Genomic DNA, 24,614 nt, shown 5'->3' on the forward strand with positions numbered 1-24,614 from the left:
GAGGCACCCCAATGGAGGGTTCGCCTCCGACGGGAAGATCGACACCCCTTTCTGGCCGATACCGTCACACCCTGTGGTCGGTGGGTTGATGATGCTCCCCGTTAATCCCGGATTACAACCGATTCAGATGTTGCCGCCACTCTCTTCGAGCGCGTTATACGGCGCATACGTGTTCGCATTTGCCGCTGCCGCCGTGCTCTGTTTCGGGATGCTCCGCCGGACGCGGCGGATCGAACACGAGGACACGCGCCGGGGGGTCTTCTGGCTTCTCGTCACAAGCGGCGGCTGGGCGGCCGCCCACGTCGGGTATCTCACGATGCCGACGCCCGACCTCCAGTACGTGTTCTACCTGACCGGGCTCGTCGTCGGCTTAGCCTCCGTCGGGCCGTGGCTGTACTTCTGTGCGGCGTACACCGGTCGACAGGTCCACCATAACTCGGCCGCGCGGAAGGGACTGCTCGTGGTCTTTCTCGCGTTCGTCGCGGTGAAGGTGACGAACCCGATCCACAACTGGTACTTCGTCGCCGAGGAAGCGAACACGCCGTTCGTCTACCTGCAGGTCAGCCACCGCCCGTTGCACTGGATCGCGATGGGGCTGGCGTACGCGCTCGCGTTCGTTGGCTTCTTTATGCTCTTCGAGCTGTTCATCCGGGTCAACTCCAACACCCGCCCGCTGTTCGCGCTCCTCTCGCTCACCGGAATCCCGGTGGTCTTCGACGTTCTGGGCGCCATCGCCCCCGGCATCCTGGATATCACCTACTCGTCGATCGGCGTCGCCGTCTTCGCAGTCGGCGTGTTCTCGACGTACTTCGATCGGTTCCAGTACGTCCGCGTCACCGGCGAGAGCACCGACCCGATCCTCGTCGTCGACGACGGGAGAGAAATAAGGGATTTCAACACTCGCGCGGGCGACCTGTTTCCGTCGCTTTCGGGGGCCATCGGGAGACCGCTCTCGGACCCCGTTCCGGCGCTTGCGGACACGATGGAGGAGTCCGATCCGATCATCGAAGTCGAGGTCGACGGAACGAATCGCTACTACAACGTCACGTCGAACCCGTTCACGATGGGGAGCGCAGAGATGGGTCACTCCGTCGTCCTGACAGACGTGACCGAGCGCGAGCAGTACCGGCAGGAACTCGAAGCGAAGAACGAGAAGCTCGAACAGTTCGCGAGCATCGTCTCCCACGACCTCCGGAACCCGCTTCAGGTCGCGAAGGGACGGACGGAACTCGCGCTGGAATCGGGAGACATAGACCACCTAGAGCCCGTCGTCCGGGCCCACGAACGGATGGAACAGTTGATCGAGGAGATGTTGACACTAGCGCGTGAGGGGATGTCGATCGACGACACAGAGCGCGTCGACATCGCCGCACTCGCAGAACAGGCGTGGCGGATGATCGCCGCCGACCAGGCCACGCTCTCAATCGAAGACGACCTGGAGTGTACGGTCTCTGCGGACCCCGAACGACTGCAACAACTGGTCGAGAACCTGTTTCGGAACGCGATCGAACACGGTGGCGACGACGTCGTCATCTCTGTGGGCGCGATCGCGGACGGGTTCTACGTCGCGGACGACGGCGACGGAATCCCCGAGGACGAACGCGAGGACGTCTTCGACGCAGGGTTCACGACGGCTGCCGACGGGACCGGGTTCGGCCTCGCGATCGTCTCCGAGATCGTCGACGCGCACGACTGGGAGATCCGCGCGACCGAGGGGGACGCGGGCGGCGCGCGGTTCGAGATTCGAACCGAATAGCGCGCCGCCGAGAACCGGGCGCATCGCGTGCTGGCGACCGATAGTATATATGCGATCCCGACGCAGTCCCTGCTGATGGCTTCACTCGATCTGTACGACGAGGCGCGAGCCGCGCTCGACCCCGACGACGGCGAAATCGAGACGACGGAACTGGTCGTCACCGACGACGTACTCGTGAAGGGATTCGCGCTCGGCCCGGGTGCGGAACTGGACCCTCACGAGCATCCCGACAGCACGAACGTCTTTCACGTCCTGGAAGGTAGCGTGGTAGTCGTTCGCGACGGTGACGAGGAGACCGTCGACGCGCCGGGCGTCGTGCGCCACGACCGCGGTGCCGTCCACGGCGCACGCAACGAGACCGACGACGTCGCCATCTTTACCGCGAGTCTCTGCCCGCTGCCCTGAAAGACGACGAGCGGATCGGTCGGTGGGGAGTTCCGACACCGGGCCGGCTTGCCCACGTCGAAACCCACAACGAGGTGCCCCCAGTAGTAGGAGTCAATGAGACGCGCTCGCGTCGCGACCAGCGCCCGCATTCACTTCGGGTTCTTGAACCTCAGCCTGGCGCTCGATCGACTGTACGGCGGTATCGGCGTCGCCGTCGACGAACCGAAGACAGTCGTGACCGCCGAACCGGCCGCGAGCGTCGACTGCGAGGACCCCGTCGCCTGCCCGTACGCCGAGCGCGCCGTCGACCTGCTCGACGTGCCCGGCGCAGCCGTCACCGTCGAATCAGCACTCCCACGGCACTCGGGGCTCGGAAGCGGGACCCAACTGGCGCTGGCCGTCCTCACAGCCATCGGACGGGCGCACGACCGCGCCCCCGACGTCCGGTCGTTGGCACCGGAGTTCGGCCGCGGCGGTCGCTCCGGCGTCGGTGTCGGGACGTTCGAGCACGGCGGATTCGTGGTCGACGGCGGCCACCCGACCGCCCAGTTCACGACGGAGCGCCCGGCCGACGGCGACTGGACCGTGCCCTCGGTCACCGTCCGGCGATCAGTCCCCGACGACTGGCGGTTCCTGCTCGTCCTCCCGGACGTCGAACCGGGGCGGAACGGCGACGCCGAAGAGGAGAGTATGCGATCGGTCGTCGAACGGGCCGATCCGGGCGTCGCAGACCGCATCGCCGGCGTCGTGACGCGACGGCTCCTCCCGGCGGTCGCCGAGGGCGACGCGAAGCGTTTCGGGGCCGCGGTCGAGTCTCTCGGCCGATTGAACGGGACGTGGTACGCCGACGAGCAGGGCGGCGTCTACCGCCCTCCGGTTGGCGAGTTGGTCACCGCGCTGGACAGCGACCCGGCGTGCTATGGGGCGGGCCAGTCGTCGTGGGGGCCGTGCGTCTACGGCGTCACCGACGCTGCACACGCCGATGCGGCCCGGAGCGCCGGGGGCGAGGCGCTCGACGCTGCCGGCATCGACGGCGACGTGCGAATCGTGGCCGGGCGGAACGATGGGGCAGAGATCGAGACCGTCGACGACGTCGTCGCGTAGGTGTCGCTCGGTGGAGTAGATAGGCCGACCGCGTTCTCGCATCGGCCGCGCCGTCGCCCGAAACGGTTAACGGCACCGCCCGAGACGGACGGGTATGGATCGCATCCCGTTCGGGGTGTCCCGATTCGACCGCGTCGTCGACGGCGGCGCGCCGCTTGGGACGGTCGTCTTGCTCGTCGGCGAACCCGGGGCCGGCGCCCGGGAGTTTATGTACACGAGCGCGACGATGAACGCCGTCGCTCACACCGACCGGGACTTATTCGAGTTGCACTACGGCGACCTCCACGCCGACGCCACGCTCCCACCGGAGGTGCACTATCTGTCGTTCACCGCCGACGAGTCGAACGTGCGCCGCGAGATGTCGTACGTGTTGGACGACGACATCGTGAGCGCGGCGACAGAGCACATCGACGTCCGCGACTTCTCGCCGGAGTACTTCCAGCTGAGTCCGGTCCCGCGGGAGTGGTACCTCGGTGAGACGACGACGCTGCAAGACCTCGGCGGTCGCGAGGAGCGCGCCGACGTGCTGACGGCGCTCGGCCAGTACCTCAACGACAACGCCGCGGACAACCTCGTCATCATCGACTCGATCACCGATCTCGTCGCGGCCATCTCCGACGAGATGGCGTGGAACGACATCGCGATGCTGATTCGCGGCCTCGGCAAGGCCGCACACCGTTGGGGCGGCCTCGTGCTCGCGTACGCGAGTCGGGAGACGCTCGAACGGACCGAACTCGGGCACCTGATGGACGCCGCCGACGGGACGCTCCAGTTCGAGTGGGAGTCCGGCGGGTCCAAGCGTGCGCGGACGATGGTCGTCCAGGAGTTCCGCGGCGTCCTCTCACAGATCGAGAGCGAGGACATCGTCCGGTTCGAAACCGAGATTCACGAGGGGGGCTTCGACGTGAGCGACGTGCGGAAGATCCGGTGAGGCTGAAGAGCGACAGCAGTCATAATGATTACTCTCGTCTCTTATCGCCGATCATCGCCACCGGGAGTGGCGCTCGGGGTACACAGTGAGAGTAATCACTATCAGACGTCGGGGGCGTCGTCTCCATCGAGTGCGGCGCCGACGCCGCTGATCTCGAAGCGAGCCCCGCCGTCGGTCCCCTCGGTCGCGCGGATCTCCCAGCCGTGCGCGTCGACGATCTCGGAGACGATCGCGAGGCCGAATCCCGTGCCGCTCTGTGACGTCGAGTAGCCGTACTCGAAGACGTGATCGCGCTCGTCTTCGGGGACACCGTCGCCGTCGTCGGCGACGTAGAAGCCGTTCTGGCAGGTGCCCACGCGGACGGTGACGTCCGGTCCGCCGTGCTCGACTGCGTTCCGAAACAGGTTCTCGAACAGTTGTCGCAACTGTGACTCGTCGCCGGTGATCGTGCCGTCATCATCGACGACGAGCGTGGCCGCACCGGTGTCGACGTTCCGCCACGACGCCCGGACGAAGGGCTCAAACTGGATGGGCGTCGGATCGAGCGTCGTCTCGCGGTCGCGAGCGAGCGTCAGCAGGTCCTCGATCAGATCCGCCATCCGCCCGTGGGCGCCTGCGACCTGCGTCAACTGGTCTCTGGCCTGCTCGTCCTCACAGAACTCCATCGCGAGTTCGAGCCGACCCTCGGCCACGTTGAGCGGATTGCGGAGGTCGTGTGAGACGACGCTCGCGAACTCTTCGAGTCGGGCGTTCTGTCGCGTGAGTTCCCGTTCGCGCTCGTGGAGGCGCTCGTTACGCCGGACCTGTTCGAGCGCCCTGACGATGTTGACGGCGAGGAGTTCACCGAGAACGACGTCCTCGTCGTCGAAGGCCCCCGGGGTCGGCGAGCCAGCGATGAAGTGGCCATAGCGGCCGAGCGGCAGGTGGATCTCGCTTCGAATCGGTGTCTCCGGGTTGTACACGTCGGGGTCCTCGCGAACGTCGTCGATCGAGTACACCTCGCCCTCCGCGAAGGACCGCCAGGCGATCCCGTCGCCGTCGGTGAACGTCGGCGGCGAGCCGACGAGTTCGCGAGCGGCGTCACTGGAGGCGACTGGAACCAGTCCGGCATCCTCCTCGTAGAGGTGGATCGCGCTCGCGTCCAGATCGAGCACCTCTGCCGCCGCGTCGACGCCGATCGATGCGACCTCCTCGCGACTCGCCGCGGTCATCAACTCCCGGGCCGTCTCGTTCAGCGCTTCCAGCCGTCGCTCGCGAACTTTCCGGTCGGTGACGTCGTAGTACACCCAGAGGTGGCCCTGGCCGTCCGGCAGTTCGATCGGCCGGTAGCTCCGCTCCAGCGCTCGGCCATCTTCGAGGAGCAGTTCGTCGTTCCACGCCGGTTCGCGCTCGTCGACGAGCGTATCGATCCGGGAGACGAACCCGTCGGGATCGACGAACATATCGCTGACGTCCTCGGCGAACGCCGCACAGTCCGCGCCGACGACGTCCTCGGGCGATCCCGGTAGCTCGAACAGGTCGAACAGCCGGTCGTTGGCCGTGAGAACCTCTCTGTCGGCGTCCTCGGCGAGCACGCCGATCGGAAGCGTCTCGAAGAGCGTCGAGAGGACGGCGTTCGCACGCTCCAGTTCCCGCCGCTGGGCGCGCTCTGCGGTGACGTCCTCGAACTGAGAGAAGATCGTGATGACGCTGTCGTCTTCGTCGGTGACGACTCGGTTGTACCACGTACAGAGCCGTCTCTCTCCGTATTTCGTCACGATCTCGTTGACGCTCTGGTAGCCGCCGCGATCGTCGAGCAGTTGCCGTTCGATCTCGGCGACGTGTCGCTTCTCCTCGTCGGGGACGATCGGGAGCCACGTGCCACCGACGAGCTCGGAGTCCTCGTAGCCGGTGATCTCGGTCGCGGCGTCGTTAGTCTTGACGATCGTGAACGTCTCGTCGTACTCGATCGTCCCCAGCGGGGATTGTTCAATAAAGCGGGAGAGCCGCCGTTGACTCGCGGCCAACGCCTGCCGGGACCGGGTCTGTTCGACGGCGTTTTCGATCCGGTTCGCGAGGACGGCGTACTGGTCGGTGCCCATCCCCTTCTGGAGGTAATCGGTAACGCCGGCGGAGATCGCCCGGCTCGCGATCTCCTCGCTCCCCTTCCCGGTGAACAGGATGAACGGCACCTCGGAGTCGCGCTCTCTGACCCGTTCGAGCAGTTCGAGTCCGGACATCTCGGGCATCTCGTAGTCGCTGACGACGCAGTCGAGGGTGCCGTCCTCGATACGGTCGAGCGCCCGGTGGGGGTTGGTGGAGGTGGACACGGAGAACGTGTCGTTCTGCCGGGTCAGAAACGACGCGGTGAGGTCGACGAACTCGGAGTCGTCGTCCACGTGGAGGATGCGAATTTCTTCCGGGGACTCGCCGATCGGATACTCGCTCGGTGGCCCGGACATACACTGGCGTACTGACACCAGGATCAAATATGTTTGCACGCCATCGAGGCGTGTAAGCTACGTGCCGTGTGCGGACTGTGAACTCGAACGTCCGTCTACCCGAGTCGACAGTAGCCCTTTCACGGTTGCCGCCCGAGTGGCAGATATGCTCAGCGGCCTCCGTCGACTCGGCCTCGAAGTGAAGGATCTCGACGCGACGCGCGCGTTCTACGAAGACCGGCTGGGTCTCCAGGCAGCGCCCGGATCCGCGTCGGAGTCGCACGTCCTCTACGACGTGGGCGCGTCTGCCAGCGGGGCGGCCGTGGAGGGAGCCGACGCCGACCCCACGAGTCTCGTTCTCCGCCGACCCACAGCGCAGCCGCGCGGGGGCGTCCACACGCACTACGCGTTTGCCACGACGCGAGCGGCGTACCCCCGCTGGCGACGCCGACTCGCCGATCTCGACCCCGTCGAGTTCTCGTTCGGCTCCAGCGACTCGCTGTACGTCTACGACCCCGCGGGTCACTGCGTCGAGATCGGCGGCATTCACGATACAGCGGCCGGCGAGGACAACACCGAGGCAGCGGCCGTCGAGAACGACACCGACGACGTGCCGCCGCTCACGGGCGTCTTTGAGGTCGTCTTGGAAGTGACCGACCTGTCGCGGGCGGAGGCACGCTACCGACGGCTCGGCTTCGAGGTCGTCGACCGCGGCGAGACGCGACGCCGCGTCCGGCTGACGGGACCCGTCGACCTCGAACTCTGGGAGCCACAACTCGGCATCGCGGACGCTCGCGGCGGCCTCCACGTCGATCTCGCATTCACGACAGGAGACGCAGCGGCCGCCGTCGAAGCCGGCGCGCCCTGGGCGGTCGGGCCGACGGACGTCGAGGAGGGCGTCCGCGTCGTCGACGACGACGGGCACGTGTTGACGTTCGTGCCACCGCAGTCAGGTGAGTGATTGTAGGATCGTGAGACCCGACGCGAAGGCGAGACCGTTCAGCGTCGATTAGAGTCGGTCGGTGTTGATGTCGACGCCGGGCGGGGAGACGATCAGAAAATCCCGGAAGTGCGTGAGCGTGCCGTCCATGTCTCTGACCGGGCGGGCGAAGCCCTTCGCGAGTTCGTTGAGGTCGCCCTCGACGGCGAGAACGAGGACGTTACCCGCCTCGACTGACCGGACCCACTCGTCAGGGTCCGTAGAGCCGTCGAGGACGCCGAGCACGACGTTGCCGGTGCCCTCCTCGTCGAGGTGTTCTTCGGCCTCCGAGAGGTTCAGGTTGAAGTCGCTCATACCAGGGGCCACGCAGACCGGCACGAAAAGGATTCGGACGCGTTCTCCCGGGATTTGTCAGCAATTTTATCATCCTCTCTCGTGTCGACGTCCCTCATCTGATGGACCGCACAGACGTTGCTGTTCGAGCGGCCCTCCCGCAACGCGCGCACCTGAACGTTCGTCCATCCAACGCCGCGCGCGAGTAGTTCAGGTGGGCAATCGGCCGCACTCGCGGCGGAATTTGCACCAAACGGCCACTCCTCACACGGTCCGGGTCGTGGACGACGGCCGCGTTCGATTGTAGCCGCGTCTGTCCGCGAAACCATCGCGAGCAGCAGGTACGGAGCCCGCTCGGCGACTCAGAGATCGGCGATGTTCGGATGCGCTGTCCCGGGATCAGATCCCTGACAGCGAAACCTTTTAATGTCTTTCCGGGTAGTGAACAGACACAATGTCTAACGACGACATGGAGGCTCAGTCGGACACCCCGGCTGGTCGAGTTCTTCCAGGGCACATTAGCCCAAATAACTGAATCCGAGATCGAGAACGTACGGATTTTCGACACGACGCTCCGCGACGGCGAACAGTCGCCACGCACTTCGTTCAGCTACGACGAGAAGCGCGACATCGCGGCGACGCTGGACGAGATGGGGACGCACGTCATCGAGGCGGGATTCCCGGTGAACTCCGAAGCCGAGTTCGAATCCGTCAGCGACATCGCCGCCGCGACGGACACGACCGTCTGCGGGCTGGCTCGCGTCGTCGACAAAGACGTAGAGGCCGCACTCGACTCCGGCGTCGAGTTGGTCCACGTCTTCGTCAGCACGAGCGACGTCCAGCTGGCCGACTCGATGCACGCCTCCCGCGAGGAGGCCGTCGAGCGCGCGGTCGAGAGCGTCGAACGAGTCAAAGAGGCAGGTGCCCAGGCGATGTTCTCGCCGATGGACGCCACCCGGACCGACGTCGACTTCTTAGCCGAGATCCTGAGCGCCGTCGACGAGGCGGGCGTCGACTGGGTCAACGTCCCCGACACCACCGGCGTCGCGACGCCGACGCGCTTTGCGAGTCTGATCCGCGAGATCAGAAAACACACCGAAGCGCAGATCGACGTCCACGCTCACGACGACTTCGGGCTGGCCACCGCGAACGCGATGGCCGGCTTCGAGGCCGGGGCCGCGCAGGCGCAGGTGTCCGTCAACGGCATCGGCGAGCGCGCCGGCAACGCCGCCTTCGAGGAGGTCGTGATGGCGGCGGAGTCGCTGTACGACGTCGACACGGGGATCGACACCACACGAATTACCGAACTGTCGCGGATGGTCGAGGAGGCGAGCGACATCCCGGTTCCGGCCAACAAGCCGGTCGTGGGACGGAACGCCTTCTCACACGAGAGCGGCATCCACGCCGCGGGCGTCATCGAGAACACGGACACGTTCGAGCCGGGTGTGATGACGCCCGATATGGTCGGGGCCCAGCGCGAGTTCGTCCTCGGGAAGCACACCGGGACTCACTCCGTCCGCAAGCGACTGGAGGAGTCGGGCTTCACGCCGACCGACGCGGAAGTGCGCGACATCACCCGCCGCGTCAAAGACTACGGCGCCGAGAAAGAGCGCGTCACCGTCGACGTGCTGACGCGCTTCGCCCGCGAGTCGGGCGTCGAACGCGCCGAGGAAGGCGAGGACGAAGAACAGGAGGAGGTCCGCGCCTGATGGCGCGCGCCCCGTTTGCTCGAATCGACGAGCCACGGGTGCGCCGCCGACCGACCTCCCGAAACGGACCCGCGGCGCGAAACGTTCATTACGGGCGAGAAGAATCTGTGGGATACGATGCGACGACGGATCACCGACGCGACGGCTGCCGCTGCAGCGGCGGCGCAGGTCGCGCGTGTGCTCCAGTCGGCCGGCGTCGAAACGCTCGACGTCGACGTGCGTATTGTAGGGGCCGCCTAGCCCCTCACACCCAATTTTCGATTTTCGGTTCCCGTACGCGCCCGCCAACTAACCCACCAGCGACCGTTACACAAGGCCAATGGAGCACCACGCTCGACCCACACGACCATCGACGTATCGACCACGAACGACACCCGCGAACGCGCCCGCAGACGGCGGTGATGCACGATGAGTAAGCAGGCACCACCGGACGCGGAGGAAGCAGACGAGCCCGAGACGACGCAGTCGCCCGTGACGACCGGCTCCGAGTCCGTCATTCGCGCCTTGGAGAACGAGGGCGTCGAGGCGGCGTTCGGCGTCCAGGGCGGGGCGATTATGCCCGTCTACGACGCGCTGTACCACTCCGACATCCGCCACGTCACGATGGCGCACGAGCAGGGTGCAGCGCACGCCGCCGACGCGTTCAGCGTCGTCCGCAACGAACCAGGCGTCTGCCTGGCGACGTCGGGGCCGGGGGCGACCAACCTCGTCACCGGCATCGCCGACGCGAATATGGACTCCGACGGACTGCTGGCGCTCACCGGCCAGGTCCCCTCGGATATGGTCGGCTCCGACGCGTTCCAGGAGACCGACACCACCGGCGTCACCGCGCCGATCACGAAGCACAACTACTTCGCGAGCGACGCCGACACCGTCGGCGACACCGTCGGTGAAGCGCTCGCGCTGGCCGACGAGGGCCGTCCGGGGCCGACGCTCGTCGACCTCCCGAAGGACGTCACGCTCGGCGAGACCGACGCAGAGCCCGGTCCGGCAGCGCCGCCGGAGACGACGCGCCCGCAGTACGTCGCCGACGAGGGCGACGTCCAGACCGCGGCCGACGCGATCGAGGCGGCCGAACGGCCGCTGCTTCTCTTCGGTGGCGGCGTCATCAAGGCCGACGCGACCGGCGAGGCCCGCGCGTTCGCACGCGACTACGAGATCCCGGTCGTCACGACGATGCCGGGCATCGGCTCGTTCCCCGAGGACGACGATCTCTGTCTCTCGTGGGCGGGGATGCACGGCACGGGCTACGCCAATATGGCGATCACCCACACCGATCTCCTCATCGCGGTCGGGACGCGCTTCGACGACCGCTTGACCGGCGGCATCGACACGTTCGCGCCGGAAGCGGAGGTCATCCACGTCGACATCGACCCCGCGGAGATCTCGAAGAACGTCTACGCGGACTACCCGCTCGTCGGCGACGCGGGGATCGTCATCGACCAACTGGACGACGCCATCAACACGGCCCCCGAGGCCGACGAGTGGCGCGAACAGGTCCAGACGTGGAAAGACGAGTACCCGATGGACTACGCGACGCCCGACGACGAACCGCTGAAGCCGCAGTTCGTCGTCGAGGTCCTCGACGAGGCCACCTCCGACGAGGCCATCGTCACGACCGGCGTCGGTCAGCACCAGATGTGGGCCGCCCAGTACTGGACGTACCGCGAGCCGCGCACCTGGGTGTCGAGCCACGGGCTCGGGACGATGGGCTACGGACTGCCAGCGGCGATCGGTGCACGAATCGCGGCCGACGACGACCAGGAAGTCGTCTGCGTCGACGGCGACGGCTCGTTCCTGATGACGATTCAGGAGCTTTCGGTCGCGGTCCGCGAGGAACTGGACATCACCGTCGCAGTGCTCAACAACGAGTACATCGGGATGGTCCGGCAGTGGCAGGACGCCTTCTTCGAGGGGCGTCGGATGGCCGCCGAGTACAACTGGTGTCCCGAGTTCGACAAACTCGCAGAGGCGTTCGGCGCGCGCGGTTTCCGCGTCGACGACTACGACGAAGTCGCAGACACCGTCGAGGAGGCCCTCGAATACGACGGTCCGTCCGTCATCGACTTCCACATCGACCCGGCGGAGAACGTCTACCCGATGGTTCCCTCTGGCGGCGCGAACGGACAATTCGCTCTGACGGATGATCAGCTATGAGTTCTGACGACGACCTGCCCAAGCACGGACTGCAAGGACCGGCCCCCGAAGAGCGCCCGCACCCCGAAGGGCGACGTAACTCCCAGGGAATCCGTATCGACCCCGAGGCGGAAGCCGAACACGAACCGCGGCGTGCGGTCATTTCGGCGCTCGTCGAGGACGACCCGGGCGTGCTCTCGCGCGTCTCCGGGCTGTTCTCCCGCCGGCAGTTCAACATCGAGAGCCTCACCGTCGGGCCGACCACCGTCGAGAACCACTCGCGGATCACGATGGTCGTCGAAGAGCCCGATCCGGGGATCGACCAGATCGAGAAGCAACTCGCCAAACTCAAGCCCGTCATCTCCGTCGGTGAACTCGACGCCGACGCCGTGCGGACCGAGCTCGTCCTCCTGAAAGTCGAGGGCGACGACCCCGACAAGGTCCACGCCGTCACGGAGATGTACGACGGACAGACGCTCGACGCCGGGCCGCGGACCATCACGGTCCAACTCACCGGCGACGAACAGAAGATCGACGACGCGATCGACGCGTTCCGCCAGTTCGGCATCATCGAGATCGCCCGAACGGGATACACGGCGCTGGCGCGCGGCGATCAGGCGACCGTGCCGGGCGAGAAGCCAGGCACAGCAGACGAACCCACACAACCCACAAACGCACAATGACAGACCTGAACACGACAGTATACTACGACGACGACGCGGATCGCTCATACATCGACGACAAGACCGTAGCCGTGCTCGGATACGGCAGCCAGGGTCACGCGCACTCTCAGAACCTCGCAGACAGCGGTGTCGACGTGATCGTCGGCCTGCGCGAGGACTCCTCCTCGCGCGCCGCTGCCGAGGCAGATGGCCTGCGCGTCGAGACGCCCGCCGACGCCGCCGCCGAGGCGGACATCGTCTCCGTGCTCGTCCCCGACACCGTCCAGCCGGCTGTCTTCGAGGAGATCAAGGACGGACTCGACGCGGGCGACACGCTTCAGTTCGCACACGGATTCAACATCCACTACAACCAGATCCGCCCGCCCGAAGACGTCGACGTGACGATGGTCGCGCCGAAGTCGCCGGGCCACCTCGTCCGCCGGAACTACGAGGCCGGCCAGGGCACGCCCGGTCTCGTCGCCGTCTACCAGGACGAGACGGGCGAGGCGAGAGACGAAGCGTTCGCGTACGCGCACGCGATCGGCTGTACTCGCGCCGGCGTCATCGAGACGACGTTCCGCGAGGAGACCGAGACCGACCTCTTCGGGGAGCAGGCCGTCCTCTGCGGCGGGATGACCGCGCTCGTCCGCGAGGGATTCGAGACGCTCGTCGACGCCGGCTACTCCCCGGAGATGGCGTACTTCGAGTGTCTGAACGAACTGAAGCTCATCGTCGATCTGATGTACGAAGGCGGCCTCTCCAATATGTGGGACTCCGTCTCCGACACCGCCGAGTACGGCGGCCTGACTCGCGGCGACCGCATCATCGACGAGCACGCGCGCGAGCAGATGGAGGAGGTCCTCGAAGAGGTCCAGGACGGCACCTTCGCCCGCGAGTGGATCGCGGAGAACCAGGCCGGCCGACCGTCCTACACCCAGCTGAAGCACGCCGAGGAGACCCACGAGGTCGAAGAGGTCGGCGCACCGCTGCGCGACCTGTTCTCGTGGGCCGACGAGGGCGACGAAGCCGAAGCCGCCGAAGCGGCCGCTGACGACTGAACGACGGAAATGACAGTGACACAGGTATACACGGAAATCCGCGGTGATGTAGATGAGTGAGGGAACGCTGTACGACAAAGTCTGGGAGGAGCACACGGTCGCGGAACTGCCGACCGGACAGACGCAACTGTTCGTCGGCCTCCACCTCATCCACGAGGTGACGAGTCCGCAGGCGTTCGGGATGTTGCAGGAGCGCGATCTGGAAGTCGCCTATCCCGAACTGACGCACGCGACGGTCGATCACATCGTGCCGACGTCGGACCAGTCGCGGCCGTACCGCGACGACGCCGCCGAGGAGATGATGTCCGAACTCGAACAGAACGTCCGCGAGTCGGGCATCCAGTTCTCGGACCCGAACTCGGGCGATCAGGGGATCGTCCACGTCATCGGGCCCGAGCAGGGACTCACCCAGCCCGGCAAGACGATCGTCTGCGGCGACTCTCACACCTCGACGCACGGCGCGTTCGGCGCGTTGGCGTTCGGGATCGGGACGAGCCAGATCCGCGACGTACTCGCGACCCAGACCGTCGCGATGGAGAAGAAAGACGTCCGGAAGATCGAGGTCACGGGCGAACTCGGCCCGGGCGTCGAGGCGAAAGACGTCATCCTCGAAGTGATCCGTCGTCTCGGTACCGAGGGCGGCGTCGGCTACGTCTACGAGTACGCCGGCGAAGCCATCGAGAACCTCGATATGGAAGGTCGGATGAGCATCTGTAATATGTCCATCGAGGGCGGCGCCCGCGCGGGCTACGTCAACCCCGACGAGACCACCTACGAGTGGCTCGAAAACACCGACTACTTCCAGGAGAACCCCGAGAAGTTCGACGAACTCAAGCCCTACTGGGAGTCGATCCGCTCCGACGACGACGCCGAATACGACGACGTCGTCACGATCGACGGCTCCGAACTGGAACCCGTCGTCACGTGGGGTACCACGCCCGGGCAGGGCGTCGGCATCTCCGAGCCGATCCCCGAGCCCGAGTCGCTGCCGGAGGACAAACAGGACACCGCGCGACGCGCACAGGAGCATATGCGTGTCACCCCCGGCGAGACGATGGAGGGCTATCAGATCGACGTCGCCTTCCTCGGCTCGTGTACGAACGCGCGCCTGCCCGACCTCCGTCGGGCCGCGAACGTCGTCGAAGGCCGACAGGTCCACGAGGACGTCCGCGCGATGGTCGTCCCCGGGAGCCAGCGCGTGAAGGCTGCCGCCGAAGCCGAAGGCCTCGACGAGATTTTCGAGGACGCCGGCTTCGAGTGGCGGAACGCGGGCTGTTCGATGTGCCTCGGGATGAACGAGGACCAACTGGAGGGCGACGAGGCGTCCGCCTCCTCCTCGAACCGGAACTTCATCGGACGGCAGGGCTCGAAAGACGGCCGTACCGTCCTGATGAACCCGCGAATGGTCGCCGCGGCGGCGATCAAAGGCGAGGTAACTGACGTGCGCAAACTGAAGGAGGTGACGCTGGCATGACCGACGAGATCCCAGAAATCGACTCCGTGACGGGGACGGGCGTCCCCATCCGCGGGAACGACATCGACACCGACCAGATAATCCCGGCTCGCTTTATGAAGGTCGTCACGTTCGACGGCCTCGGCGAGTTCGCGTTCTTCGACCTCCGGTTCGACGAGGACGACAACCCGAAGGACCACCCCTTCAACGAACCGCAGTTCCAGGACGCCTCGGTGCTCGCCGTCAACGCCAACTTCGGCTGTGGCTCCTCCCGAGAGCACGCGCCGCAGGCGCTGATGCGCTGGGGGATCGACGCCATCGTCGGCGAGTCATTCGCCGAGATCTTCGCCGGCAACTGCCTCGCGTTGGGTATCCCGACGGTCACGGCCGATCACGAGGAGATCGTCGCCCTGCAAGAGTGGATCGACGAGAACCCCGACGGCGAGATCGACGTCGACGTCGAAGCCGAGACCGTCACCTACGGAGACACGACGATCGAAGCGACGGTCGACGACGCCCAGCGACGGGCGCTCACCGAGGGCGTCTGGGACACGACGGCGCTGATGAAGTCCAACGCCGACGCAGTCGCCGAGAAAGCCGCCGAACTCCCCTACGTCGATGTCTGAGGAGATCGTCGTCATCGAAGGCGACGGCATCGGCGGAGAGGTCGTTCCCGCGGCCGTCTCCGTGCTCGAAGCCGTCGGCGAATTCGACTTCGTCGAGGCTGAAGCCGGCGACGCCGTCAAGGAAACGACCGGCGAGGCGCTCCCCCAGGAGACCTACGACACCGTCGCCGAGGCCGACGCGACGCTGTTCGGCGCGGCCGGCGAGACGGCCGCCGACGTCATCCTCCCGCTTCGGGAGGCCGTCGGATCGTTCGTCAACATCCGCCCGGCGCGAGCGTACCCCGGCGTCGACGCGGTGCGCCCGGAGACCGATCTGGTCTTCCTGCGTGAGAACACCGAAGGGGTCTACGCGGGCCACGAGGACGAACTCTCGGAGGACCTCTCGACGCTGACGCGCGTCGTCACGACTTCCGCGTCCGAGCGACTGGCCGAGTTCGCCTGCGAGTACGTCGACGAACGCGAGGAGGACGGGTTCCAGGTCGTCCACAAGGCGAACGTGATGCGCGAGACCGACGGCCGGTTCCGCGACGCCGTCGTCGACGTCGCCGAGTCCGAGGGCGTCGAGACCGAAGAAGTGCTGATGGACGCGTTCGCGACGCGCGTCTGTCTGGACCCGACGCAGTTCGACGTGGTCGTCTGTCCGAACCTCGCGGGCGACGTCCTCTCGGACCTCGCGGCCGGCCTCGTCGGCGGCCTCGGGCTACTACCGTCGGCGAACGTCGGCCCGGACAACGCGCTGTTCGAGCCGGTCCACGGGACCGCCCCGGACATCGCGGGCGAGGGCGTCGCCAACCCGTCGGCGGCGATCCTCTCGGCGGCGATGATGCTCGAACACCTCGGCTACGACGACGAGGCCGCGAACGTCCGGAACGCGGTCGAATCCGTGCTCGAAGACGGTCCGCGGACGGCCGACCTCGGCGGCGACGCCGGGACCGAAGACGTCACGAACGCGATCATCGATCGACTCGAATAACGGCGCTGTCGCGTCGTTTCGTTTTCTCGCGAGTTTCGCGAACACCCATCTGCTCAGGTATGCTCGAAGACGACATCGACCGGCTGTTTCCGCGAGCGCACATCGCGCTCTCGGACCCGCCGGCGAGTAAACGGGCCGCGATCGAGTTCCTTCTGGATCTCCTCGCGGCCAACGACCGCGTCTCCGACCGAGGGGCCGCGTTCGACGCGTTGTGTGAGCGCGAGAATGTGGCCCCAACCGGCGTCGGAATGGGAATCGGGATCCCACACGCCAAGACGGCAGCCGTTGCGGAGCCGTCAGTCGCGTTCGCTCGCTCCCGCGCGGGCCTCGACTTCGACGCGGTGGACGACGAGCCCGTGCGCTTGCTGTTTCTGATCCTCGTGCCCGAGGTGGGAGCCGAGGAACACTTACACATCTTGAGTTCCCTTTCGCGAGCACTGATGCACGAAGACGTTCGAGAGACGCTGTTCGGGGCCGACGACGCAGAGACCGTCCAGAACGCCGTTCGGGAGGCGATGGACTGATGCCCGAGCGCGTCGTCACCGTCGTGCCCGAAGACGGCCTCCACGCGCGGCCCGCCTCGAACTTCGTCGAGGCGGCGAGCGAGTACGATATCGAGATCCAGGTGGGTCACGTCGACGGCGACTTGGTGAACGCGGCGAGTATGCTCGCAATCACGGGACTCGGCGTCACCGCGGGCGAGGACGTGCGACTGGTCGCGGAGGGCCAAGAGGCCGAGGCTGCGCTCGACGAACTCGAACGCATCCTCTCGACGCCGGAAGGCGAAGGCTGAGTCGATGACCGAGCGTCGACTCTCCGGCGTCGGCGCCACCCCGCTGTCGGGCGTCGGCACCGCCGTCTGGTACGCGCCCGACGCCGAACTCGGGTCTCCGCCGGACCCGGAGACGATCGACGCTGACGTCGAGCGCGAGCGGTTCGAGACGGCGCGCGACGCGGCTCGCGAGGAGATCCGCGCCGAACGCGAGCGCACCGCAGCGCGCCTGGGCGAGGCGGAATCCGAAGTGTTCGACGCCCACGTTCAGTTCCTCGACGATCCGCAGATCACCGAGGGCGTCGAAGCCGCGATCGGCGACGGACTCCCGGCCGGTCACGCGGTCGATCGTACCTTCGAGCAGTTCATCGAGCAGTTCGAGGGGATGGAGGGGCGAATGGCCGAGCGCGCAGACGACCTCCGCGACGTCCGGGATCGGCTCGTGCGCGCGCTCGGCGGCGACGAACGCGCCGACCTCGGGTCGCTGCCGGAGGGCAGCGTCGTACTCGCAGAGCGATTGACGCCGAGCGACACCGCACAGCTAGATCCCGAGCGCGTCGCCGGCTTCGCCACCGTCACCGGCGGGCGGACGTCCCACGCCGCGATATTCGCGCGCTCGCTCGCCCTGCCGGCGATCGTCGGCGTCGGCACAGCGCTACGGAACGTCGCGGACGGGACCGAGGTCGTCGTCGACGGCCGCGACGGCACCCTCCTGATCGGCCCCGACGAGGAGACCCGCGGGGGGACCGCGGGCGAGGAAGCCGTCGAGGTCCGCGACGGTACTGTCGAGACGGCGGACGGAGCGCCCATCGAGGTCGCCGCGAACGTCGGCACGGAAGCGGACCTGGCCTCGGCGGCCGAGCGCGGCGCCGACGGGATCGGGCTGTTCCGAACGGAGTTCCTCTTTCTCGACCGGGACTCGCCGCCGGGCGAAGACGAGCAGTACGAGACCTACCGCGAGGCGCTGGAGACGTTCCCCGACGGACGCGTCGTCGTGCGGACCCTCGACATCGGCGGCGACAAGCCCGTCGCGTACCTGGATCTGCCCGACGAGGAGAACCCGTTCCTCGGCGAGCGCGGTATCCGGCGGTCGCTCGGTCCCGACGCAGACCTCTTCGAGACGCAACTGCGCGCACTCCTGCGTGCGGCGGGCGAGGAGGCGGGCGGAGAGCTTTCGGTGATGCTCCCGCTCGTCGCCACCGTCGACGAAGTCCGCCAGGCGCGCGAGACGATGGAGTCAGTCGCGGCCGACCTCGAATCCGAGGGCGTCTCCGGCGCGCTCCCGGAGTTCGGCGTGATGATCGAGACGCCCGCGACGGCGTTTCTCGCCGACGCACTCATCGAGCACGTGGACTTCTTCAGCATCGGCACGAACGACCTCGTGCAGTACGTGATGGCCGCAGAGCGCGGCAACGACCGCGTGGCAGCGCTGGGCGATTACCGCCAGCCCGCGGTGCTCCGTGCGGTCCACACGACAGTCGCGGCGGCCCAGGGGACCGACGTCTGGGTCGGGATGTGCGGCGAGATGGCCGGCGACCCCGACGTGACGGAACTGCTCGTCGGCCTCGGGCTCGACGAACTGAGTATGAGCGCGGTCGCAGTGCCACAAGTCAAGCGAGCCGTGAGCGAGACGACCGTCGCAGACGCGCGCGAACTCGCAGCGCGCGCGCTCGCGGCCAGCACGAAACGTGAAGTCGACTGTCTGCTAACGGAGATCACACGATGAACGTCGTCGCAGTCACGTCCTGTCCGACCGGGATCGCTCACTGCCAGATGGCGGCCGAGAACCTCGAACGGACGGGCGAGCGGCTCGGCCACGAGATCAAAGTCGAAGTCCAGGGCGCGGTTGGCACACAGAACGAGGTCACAGCCGCAGAGATCGACGACGCGGACGCGGTCATCATCGCCGCCGACACGGCAGTCAGTCGCGACCGCTTCGAGGGCAAACCGCTCGTGGGGGCATCGGTGAAAGACGGCGTCGACGATCCCGAGGACCTCTTCGAGCACGCGGTCGACCTCGTGGAGGCGGGCGAGACCAGAACCATCGAAGTCGGTGGTGGCAGCGGGGGCGAGTCGGATGCGAGTGTCGGCGCGAACGGAGCGACGGCAGGTACAGCGAGCGACGCCACCGAGGACGATTCGGGTCGCCGCGGTGGCGACCGCGGGCAGGGTCTCTTGGCACGGATCAAGAAGCTGTTCTCCTGATCCGGTCGCTGTGCGCCGGTACGGGTGCCGCTACCCCGAGGTCACGCCCCGTTCGTTCGCTATTCGATCAGCCGACGGGTTCCGGGAGGAACGGCTCGGGGTCGTCGTGGACGAACGTCACGGTGTCGTCGTTCAGCCGACGGCAGAAGAGCCGCATCGTCCCCGTCTCCCGGATCGACTCGACGGTGTCGGTGGCCCCGCTCGGATCGTAGTAAGCGGGGACGAAGACGGCAGTCTCGGTTTCGGGGTCGCGCTCGGCGACGAGCAGATACATCAGCCCGTCGCCCGCAGCGCGGAACACCTCGACGTCACGGAACGACTGGCGTTCGACGAGGCGTTCGAGTTCCTCGAACTCGGGGCCAGAGAGGAGAACGTCGATGCCCGTCCGGCGCTCGGAGTCGACGAGGACCGAGTCACCGGGGTGGAGTTCGAGCGTCGTCCACCCGCGGTCCCGGTATTCGGCCGCGGTCGCCTCCATATCCTCGATCACTGCCGGCCAGCCTTCCTGTGCGTGTACGTTCGGGGGGGCGTCGTCTGCGGGCGGTTCGGTCATACGGGCACGCGTTCCGGTAGCGCCATAAATCGTTCCCCGCTCCCCAAGATATTTCTCCTGGAAGTGCACTATGGGAGAAAGTGACAAACCTCCTCTCGCTCTCGAACCTCCGGACCCAGTTCAGAACAGAACGGGGTGCGGTCAAGGCCGTCGACGGGATCGACCTCACGATCGAGGCCGGCGAGACCGTCGGCCTCGTCGGCGAGTCAGGGTCCGGCAAGAGCGTCACCGCCCTGTCCGCGATGGACCTCGTCGACGACCCGGGCGAGATCGTCGGCGGTCGCATCACCCTCCGCGATACGGCCCTGGCCACCAGGCTCCTCGACGAGTTCGGCAACGCGCTCGTCCCGTACCCCTCCGAACTGATCGATGCGGTCGCGGCCATCAGTAGCGACCTCCGCGCCGGCACGCACGTCCGCGACACGTCGGCAGAAATTCGGGCGATAGCAGACGATCTCGCCGGCGTAGCGGATCCGGCGGACCTCGCGTCCGACCTCCGAACGGCCGCCGATCGGCTCGATGACCGGACCGCTGCCGAAGCCGTCGGTGACGAACTCGCCGCGGCGCTCGATGACGCCGCCGACGGGTTCGTCTACGTCGACGACGACGCCCGGGCCCGAATCCGCGACGGCGCGGAACCGAACGACGTCGAAATATCAGATGGCGTCGTCGACGTGACGGCCGCCCCCGAGGCGGCCGTCCGGCGCATCCGGGGCGGCGAGATGGGGATGATCTTCCAGGACCCGATGACCTCGCTGAACCCGGCGATTCCCGTCGGCGAGCAGATCGCCGAGTCGCTACGACTCCACCGGTATGGCGGCCAAAAGCGAGACTCCTGGCTCAACGGCATCCGCGAGATCCTCCCGAAGGTCGGGGGGCGTGACGGCGACAACGAGGTGATGGAGGAGGTCCTCAGAATGCTCCAGGCGGTCGGAATCCCGGAGGCGAAACAGCGACTGAACGACTATCCACACGAGTTCTCCGGCGGGATGCGCCAGCGGGTGCTCGTCGCTATCGCGCTCGCTTGCCGGCCGAACCTCCTCATCGCCGACGAACCCACGACCGCCCTCGACGTGACGATCCAGGCGCAGATCCTCGATCTCATCGACGACCTCCAGACGGACTTCGGGATGTCCGTCCTGATGATCACCCACGACCTCGGCGTCGTGGCCGAGACCTGCGATCGCGTCGCCGTGATGTACGCCGGCGAGATCGTCGAGGAGGGCCCCGTCGAGGAAATCTTCCACAATCCGAGCCATCCCTACACCTACACCCTGCTGGAGTCCGTCCCGACCGAGGAAAAAGAGCGGCTGACCCCGATCGAGGGGAACGTCCCCGACCTGATCGATATGCCCGAGGGGTGTCACTTCGCGCCTCGCTGCCCGTGGGCCGAAGACCAGTGTCTCGAAGGCGAAATACCCTATCTCCAGCACGGGCCGGCCGACGTCGATCACCGATCGAAGTGCGTCCACGAGGCGTTCGACAAGGCGGCGTACGGAACGGAGGGCGTCGAGGCCGGGACCGAGCCCGACATCGGCGAGACGCTCCTCGAGGTGACGGGAATGCGCAAGTACTACGAACAGGAGGACAGCCCCCTCGATCGCGTGTTGGGGAGCGGCGGCCCGAGCGTCAAGGCGGTCGACGGCGTCGACCTGAACGTCCGCGAGCGGGAGACCCTCGGACTCGTCGGCGAATCCGGCTGCGGAAAGTCCACCGCGGGGCGGGCGATCCTCTACTTGGACCCGCCGACGGACGGCACCGTCGTGTTCGCGGGCGACGACCTCGGGACGCTCTCGAAGTCCGAACTCCGGAAGCGCCGGAAGGATATGCAGATGGTGTTCCAGGATCCGATGTCGAGTCTGGATCCGCGGATGACGGCGGGCCAGACGATTATGGAACCGCTGAAGATCCACGGCCTCGCCGAGGGTCGCCGCCGCGAGCGGGTGTTCGAGTTGATGGAGGCGGTCGGACTCGAACGCGGACAGTACGGACGGTACCCGCACGAACTCTCCGGCGGCCAGCGCCAGCGGGTCGGGATCGCGCGGGCGCTCGCTGTCGATCCCGACTTCATCGTCGCCGACGAGCCGGTGTCGGCCCTGGACGTCTCGGTCCAGGCGCAGATCATCAACCTCCTCGAAGATCTCCAAGAGGAGTTCGGGCTCACGTACCTGTTCATCGCCCACGACCTGAGCGTCGTCAGGCACATCTCCGACCGAGTGGCCGTGATGTACCTCGGCGAGATCGTCGAGGTGGCCGGGACGGACGACCTATTCGAGACGCCGAAGCACCCCTACACGAGGGCGCTGTTGTCAGCGATTCCGGAACCGGATCCGCTCGCAGACACCGGCGATCGCACGATCCTCAAGGGGGACGTCCCCTCGCCGATCAACCCACCCTCGAACTGCCGGTTCCGGACCCGTTGTCCGTCGATCATCCCGCCGGACGACTTAGACATCGAACAGGAGCGGTATCGCGAGGTGATGTTCTACCGGCAGCGGCTCGAAGCCGGCGACGTCGACCTCGACGCCATCGAGTCGGAGGTCCGCATCGAAGCCGAGACGACACCCACCGCCGTCGCAGACGGTGGTGAACACGCGGCCCTGTTCGAGTACTTCTTCGACGGTCCGCTCTCGGGAGAGGCCGAAGCGGCGGTCGCGGAGTCCTTCGAGCACCTCGAGAACGACCGCCGGGAGCAGGCCGAAGCGACGCTCCGGGACACCTTCGAGAGTGTTTGTGAACGAAAACACCCGAAACTCGGGGAGAGCGACCACCCGGCTGCTTGTCACTTGCACGACGAAGAACCGGAGTAATTTTCTGTTTTTCCGCCAGTATTATTAATCTAGCAACATATTCCCTGAGGTATGGCCTCAAACACCAAGGGCTCCTCGAGACGGGATTTCCTGAAGCGGGCCGGCGGGGCGACGGTCGCAACGGCGTCGATCACCACGCTCGCCGGGTGCGGCGGCGGGAACGACGACACCGAGACCGAAACGGACGCCGGTGGCGACACCGGCGACGGCGACACCGAAACAGAGGGTGACACCGGCGATGGCGAGGGTGAGGAGACGACCAGGCTCCGGTATGGCCGCGGTGCCCACTCGAGTACCCTGGACCCCCAGAACACCACGAGCGGCGAGGTCGCGAAGGTGACGAATCAGGCCTACGATGGGCTGATCAGTTTCCAGGCCGGCGAGGCGTCTCTCACCGAGGGGCTCGCAACCGACTGGTCGATGGACGGCGAATCGGTGACGCTCACGCTGCGTGAGGGAGTGACGTTCCACGACGGATCGGACTTCACCGCCGACGACTTCATCGCCACGTACCGCCGGTTCGTCGACGAGGACTACGAGTACTACTTCGAGGACGCCTCGGTGTACGGTCCGTTCACGCTGGGGAACTGGATCGAGAGCGTCGAAGCAGCGGGCGACTACGAACTCTCGATCACCCTGACCCAGACGTACGCGCCGTTCCTCCGCAACCTCGCGATGTTCGCGGCCGTCGTCATCTCCCAGGAGGCGATCGAAGGCGACACCAACCTCGGCGAGGAGATGGTCGGCACCGGACCGTTCCAGTTGGAGACGCTCGACGACGCCAACAACCGCATCCGCCTCACTGCCTTCGACGACTACTGGGGCGACGGTCCGAACGTCGACGAGGTTCTGTTCCTGACCCGCGGACAGAACTCCACGCGGGCGCAGGCGCTCGTCGAACAGGAACTCGACATCATCGACGGTCTCGACCCCGACAGTATGCAGATCGTCGAAGGGTCCGACACCGCCGAGAACCGGACGGCGACCGGGATCAACATCGGGTATATGGCGTTCAACCTCTCGCGGGTCGAGGCGTTCCGCGACCGGCGCGTCCGCCGGGCGATCAGTTACGCGATCGACACGCAGGCGATCGTCGAGAACATCTACTCGGGAATCGCCACGCAGGCCGACCAGCCGATCCCACCCGCACTGTTCGGCCACAACGACGACATCAGCCCCTACGAACACGACCCCGAACAGGCCCAGAGCCTCCTCGACGAGGCCGGCTACGGCGACGGGTTCTCCTTTACGCTGACGACCTTCCAGAACCCCCGTGGCTACAACCCCGCACCGCTCCCGACCGCACAGACGATCAGAACGAACCTCGCGGAGATCGGTATCGAGATGTCGATCGACGACCGGCAGTTCTCGGATTATCTCACCTACACCAGTCAGGGGCGCCACGACGCGACGCTCGCGGGGTGGTACACCGACAACGCCGACCCGGACAACTTCTGTTACGTCCTCTTGCACCCGCAAGTCGAGGTGCCCGACGGACAGGACTGGGTCTCTTGGGACACCGAGGGCTACAACACCTCGAACAACGCCGCGTGGGCGAACACCGAGTATATGGACCTCGTCGAGCAGGCCCAGCGGACCACGAATCAGGACGAGCGGGCACAGTTGTACCGCGAGGCCGCACAACTCGCACACGACGAAGCCCCCTGGGTGTTCATCGACTACGCCGACGAGGTCCGCGGCGTCGCTAACACCGTGAGCAACTACACCGTCGCTGCGATCGGCGGCCCATTCCTCGAAGTTGTCGAGGTCGAGTAACGAGTACCGT

The 24,614-nt window shown here is 66.6% G+C and carries 22 protein-coding genes; 19 read left to right on the forward strand and 3 right to left on the reverse strand.

Annotation, left to right across the window (positions count from 1 at the left end):
* The first annotated feature begins 169 nt into the window (after positions 1-169).
* From NO347_RS07060 to NO347_RS07075, 4 genes are all read left to right on the forward strand, one after another.
* Positions 170-1,756, forward strand: a complete 1,587-nt coding sequence (locus tag NO347_RS07060; RefSeq protein ID WP_256288930.1) for an ATP-binding protein — start codon at positions 170-172, stop codon at positions 1,754-1,756.
* 75 nt (positions 1,757-1,831) lie between these two features.
* Entirely contained in the window at positions 1,832-2,161 is a 330-nt protein-coding gene (locus tag NO347_RS07065) for a cupin domain-containing protein (RefSeq protein WP_256288931.1), read from the forward strand.
* A 96-nt stretch (positions 2,162-2,257) separates the two neighbouring features.
* Positions 2,258-3,247 carry a beta-ribofuranosylaminobenzene 5'-phosphate synthase family protein gene (locus NO347_RS07070; protein ID WP_256288932.1) on the forward strand — a complete coding sequence of 330 codons (990 nt, stop codon included), beginning with the start codon at positions 2,258-2,260 and terminating at the stop codon, positions 3,245-3,247.
* A 94-nt stretch (positions 3,248-3,341) separates the two neighbouring features.
* Positions 3,342-4,178: an RAD55 family ATPase gene (locus tag NO347_RS07075; protein WP_256288933.1), complete on the forward strand. Its 837-nt coding sequence runs from the start codon at positions 3,342-3,344 to the stop codon at positions 4,176-4,178.
* 101 nt (positions 4,179-4,279) lie between these two features.
* On the opposite strand, the gene NO347_RS07080 is transcribed toward NO347_RS07075, so the two are convergent.
* Positions 4,280-6,619: a hybrid sensor histidine kinase/response regulator gene (locus NO347_RS07080; RefSeq protein WP_256288934.1), complete on the reverse strand. Its 2,340-nt coding sequence runs from the start codon at positions 6,617-6,619 to the stop codon at positions 4,280-4,282.
* A 145-nt stretch (positions 6,620-6,764) separates the two neighbouring features.
* On the opposite strand from NO347_RS07080, the gene NO347_RS07085 reads away from it, so the two are divergent.
* The gene (locus NO347_RS07085; RefSeq protein WP_256288935.1) at positions 6,765-7,559 is read left to right on the forward strand and encodes a VOC family protein; all 795 of its coding nucleotides are present in this window, start codon (positions 6,765-6,767) and stop codon (positions 7,557-7,559) included.
* Positions 7,560-7,607: 48 nt separating this feature from the next.
* Here the strand turns inward: NO347_RS07085 and NO347_RS07090 are convergent, their stop codons facing one another.
* Positions 7,608-7,892 carry a DUF5779 family protein gene (locus tag NO347_RS07090; RefSeq protein WP_256288936.1) on the reverse strand — a complete coding sequence of 95 codons (285 nt, stop codon included), beginning with the start codon at positions 7,890-7,892 and terminating at the stop codon, positions 7,608-7,610.
* 362 nt (positions 7,893-8,254) lie between these two features.
* On the opposite strand from NO347_RS07090, the gene NO347_RS07095 reads away from it, so the two are divergent.
* The 12 genes from NO347_RS07095 (at position 8,255) to NO347_RS07150 (ending at position 19,465) form a co-directional block, all read left to right on the forward strand.
* On the forward strand, positions 8,255-9,580 hold the full coding sequence (locus NO347_RS07095) for a LeuA family protein (RefSeq protein ID WP_256288937.1): 1,326 nt from the start codon (positions 8,255-8,257) through the stop codon (positions 9,578-9,580).
* Between the two features lie 117 nt (positions 9,581-9,697).
* On the forward strand, positions 9,698-9,820 hold the full coding sequence (locus NO347_RS07100) for a hypothetical protein (RefSeq protein WP_256288938.1): 123 nt from the start codon (positions 9,698-9,700) through the stop codon (positions 9,818-9,820).
* A 168-nt stretch (positions 9,821-9,988) separates the two neighbouring features.
* Entirely contained in the window at positions 9,989-11,737 is a 1,749-nt protein-coding gene (gene ilvB, locus NO347_RS07105) for a biosynthetic-type acetolactate synthase large subunit (RefSeq protein WP_256288939.1), read from the forward strand.
* The gene (gene ilvN, locus NO347_RS07110) at positions 11,734-12,399 is read left to right on the forward strand and encodes an acetolactate synthase small subunit (protein WP_121569457.1); all 666 of its coding nucleotides are present in this window, start codon (positions 11,734-11,736) and stop codon (positions 12,397-12,399) included. The genes ilvB and ilvN overlap by 4 nt, the downstream gene beginning before the upstream one ends.
* Positions 12,396-13,436, forward strand: a complete 1,041-nt coding sequence (gene ilvC / locus NO347_RS07115; protein ID WP_256288940.1) for a ketol-acid reductoisomerase — start codon at positions 12,396-12,398, stop codon at positions 13,434-13,436. Before ilvN ends, ilvC begins: the two co-directional genes overlap by 4 nt.
* Positions 13,437-13,488: 52 nt before the next feature.
* A complete protein-coding gene (leuC, locus tag NO347_RS07120) occupies positions 13,489-14,910 on the forward strand; it encodes a 3-isopropylmalate dehydratase large subunit (protein WP_256288941.1) in 1,422 nt (473 codons plus the stop codon).
* Positions 14,907-15,515, forward strand: coding sequence for a 3-isopropylmalate dehydratase small subunit (leuD, locus tag NO347_RS07125; RefSeq protein ID WP_121569460.1), 609 nt, complete (start codon positions 14,907-14,909; stop codon positions 15,513-15,515). The genes leuC and leuD overlap by 4 nt, the downstream gene beginning before the upstream one ends.
* Positions 15,508-16,488, forward strand: a complete 981-nt coding sequence (gene leuB / locus NO347_RS07130) for a 3-isopropylmalate dehydrogenase (RefSeq protein ID WP_256288942.1) — start codon at positions 15,508-15,510, stop codon at positions 16,486-16,488. The genes leuD and leuB overlap by 8 nt, the downstream gene beginning before the upstream one ends.
* A gap of 47 nt (positions 16,489-16,535) precedes the next feature.
* The gene (locus tag NO347_RS07135) at positions 16,536-17,012 is read left to right on the forward strand and encodes a PTS sugar transporter subunit IIA (protein ID WP_425492361.1); all 477 of its coding nucleotides are present in this window, start codon (positions 16,536-16,538) and stop codon (positions 17,010-17,012) included.
* The gene (locus NO347_RS07140; protein ID WP_256288944.1) at positions 17,012-17,281 is read left to right on the forward strand and encodes an HPr family phosphocarrier protein; all 270 of its coding nucleotides are present in this window, start codon (positions 17,012-17,014) and stop codon (positions 17,279-17,281) included. Before NO347_RS07135 ends, NO347_RS07140 begins: the two co-directional genes overlap by 1 nt.
* A gap of 4 nt (positions 17,282-17,285) precedes the next feature.
* The gene (gene ptsP, locus NO347_RS07145; protein ID WP_256288945.1) at positions 17,286-18,986 is read left to right on the forward strand and encodes a phosphoenolpyruvate--protein phosphotransferase; all 1,701 of its coding nucleotides are present in this window, start codon (positions 17,286-17,288) and stop codon (positions 18,984-18,986) included.
* Positions 18,983-19,465 (forward strand): PTS fructose transporter subunit IIB, encoded by a 483-nt coding sequence (locus tag NO347_RS07150; protein ID WP_256288946.1) that lies wholly within the window; start codon positions 18,983-18,985, stop codon positions 19,463-19,465. The genes ptsP and NO347_RS07150 overlap by 4 nt, the downstream gene beginning before the upstream one ends.
* A gap of 67 nt (positions 19,466-19,532) precedes the next feature.
* On the opposite strand, the gene NO347_RS07155 is transcribed toward NO347_RS07150, so the two are convergent.
* Entirely contained in the window at positions 19,533-20,018 is a 486-nt protein-coding gene (locus tag NO347_RS07155) for a DUF7529 family protein (protein ID WP_256288947.1), read from the reverse strand.
* Between the two features lie 80 nt (positions 20,019-20,098).
* On the opposite strand from NO347_RS07155, the gene NO347_RS07160 reads away from it, so the two are divergent.
* Positions 20,099-22,828 (forward strand): ABC transporter ATP-binding protein, encoded by a 2,730-nt coding sequence (locus tag NO347_RS07160; RefSeq protein WP_256288948.1) that lies wholly within the window; start codon positions 20,099-20,101, stop codon positions 22,826-22,828.
* A 51-nt stretch (positions 22,829-22,879) separates the two neighbouring features.
* Positions 22,880-24,604, forward strand: coding sequence for an ABC transporter substrate-binding protein (locus tag NO347_RS07165; RefSeq protein ID WP_256288949.1), 1,725 nt, complete (start codon positions 22,880-22,882; stop codon positions 24,602-24,604).
* Positions 24,605-24,614 lie beyond the last annotated feature (10 nt).

The organism is Halobellus inordinatus (genome assembly GCF_024464655.1).
Lineage (GTDB): Archaea > Halobacteriota > Halobacteria > Halobacteriales > Haloferacaceae > Haloquadratum > Haloquadratum inordinatus.

Coding starts and splice junctions, on each gene's coding strand:
- ptsP (WP_256288945.1), top strand. CDS start 17,286: ATGACCGAGCGTCGACTCTCCGGCGTCGGCGCCACCCCGCTGTCGGGC.
- leuD (WP_121569460.1), top strand. CDS start 14,907: ATGACCGACGAGATCCCAGAAATCGACTCCGTGACGGGGACGGGCGTC.
- NO347_RS07070 (WP_256288932.1), top strand. CDS start 2,258: ATGAGACGCGCTCGCGTCGCGACCAGCGCCCGCATTCACTTCGGGTTC.
- NO347_RS07080 (WP_256288934.1), bottom strand. CDS start 6,619: ATGTCCGGGCCACCGAGCGAGTATCCGATCGGCGAGTCCCCGGAAGAA.
- NO347_RS07075 (WP_256288933.1), top strand. CDS start 3,342: ATGGATCGCATCCCGTTCGGGGTGTCCCGATTCGACCGCGTCGTCGAC.
- ilvN (WP_121569457.1), top strand. CDS start 11,734: ATGAGTTCTGACGACGACCTGCCCAAGCACGGACTGCAAGGACCGGCC.
- NO347_RS07065 (WP_256288931.1), top strand. CDS start 1,832: ATGGCTTCACTCGATCTGTACGACGAGGCGCGAGCCGCGCTCGACCCC.
- NO347_RS07165 (WP_256288949.1), top strand. CDS start 22,880: ATGGCCTCAAACACCAAGGGCTCCTCGAGACGGGATTTCCTGAAGCGG.
- NO347_RS07140 (WP_256288944.1), top strand. CDS start 17,012: ATGCCCGAGCGCGTCGTCACCGTCGTGCCCGAAGACGGCCTCCACGCG.
- NO347_RS07150 (WP_256288946.1), top strand. CDS start 18,983: ATGAACGTCGTCGCAGTCACGTCCTGTCCGACCGGGATCGCTCACTGC.
- ilvC (WP_256288940.1), top strand. CDS start 12,396: ATGACAGACCTGAACACGACAGTATACTACGACGACGACGCGGATCGC.
- NO347_RS07155 (WP_256288947.1), bottom strand. CDS start 20,018: ATGACCGAACCGCCCGCAGACGACGCCCCCCCGAACGTACACGCACAG.
- NO347_RS07100 (WP_256288938.1), top strand. CDS start 9,698: ATGCGACGACGGATCACCGACGCGACGGCTGCCGCTGCAGCGGCGGCG.
- NO347_RS07095 (WP_256288937.1), top strand. CDS start 8,255: ATGCGCTGTCCCGGGATCAGATCCCTGACAGCGAAACCTTTTAATGTC.
- leuC (WP_256288941.1), top strand. CDS start 13,489: ATGAGTGAGGGAACGCTGTACGACAAAGTCTGGGAGGAGCACACGGTC.
- NO347_RS07090 (WP_256288936.1), bottom strand. CDS start 7,892: ATGAGCGACTTCAACCTGAACCTCTCGGAGGCCGAAGAACACCTCGAC.
- leuB (WP_256288942.1), top strand. CDS start 15,508: ATGTCTGAGGAGATCGTCGTCATCGAAGGCGACGGCATCGGCGGAGAG.
- NO347_RS07085 (WP_256288935.1), top strand. CDS start 6,765: ATGCTCAGCGGCCTCCGTCGACTCGGCCTCGAAGTGAAGGATCTCGAC.
- ilvB (WP_256288939.1), top strand. CDS start 9,989: ATGAGTAAGCAGGCACCACCGGACGCGGAGGAAGCAGACGAGCCCGAG.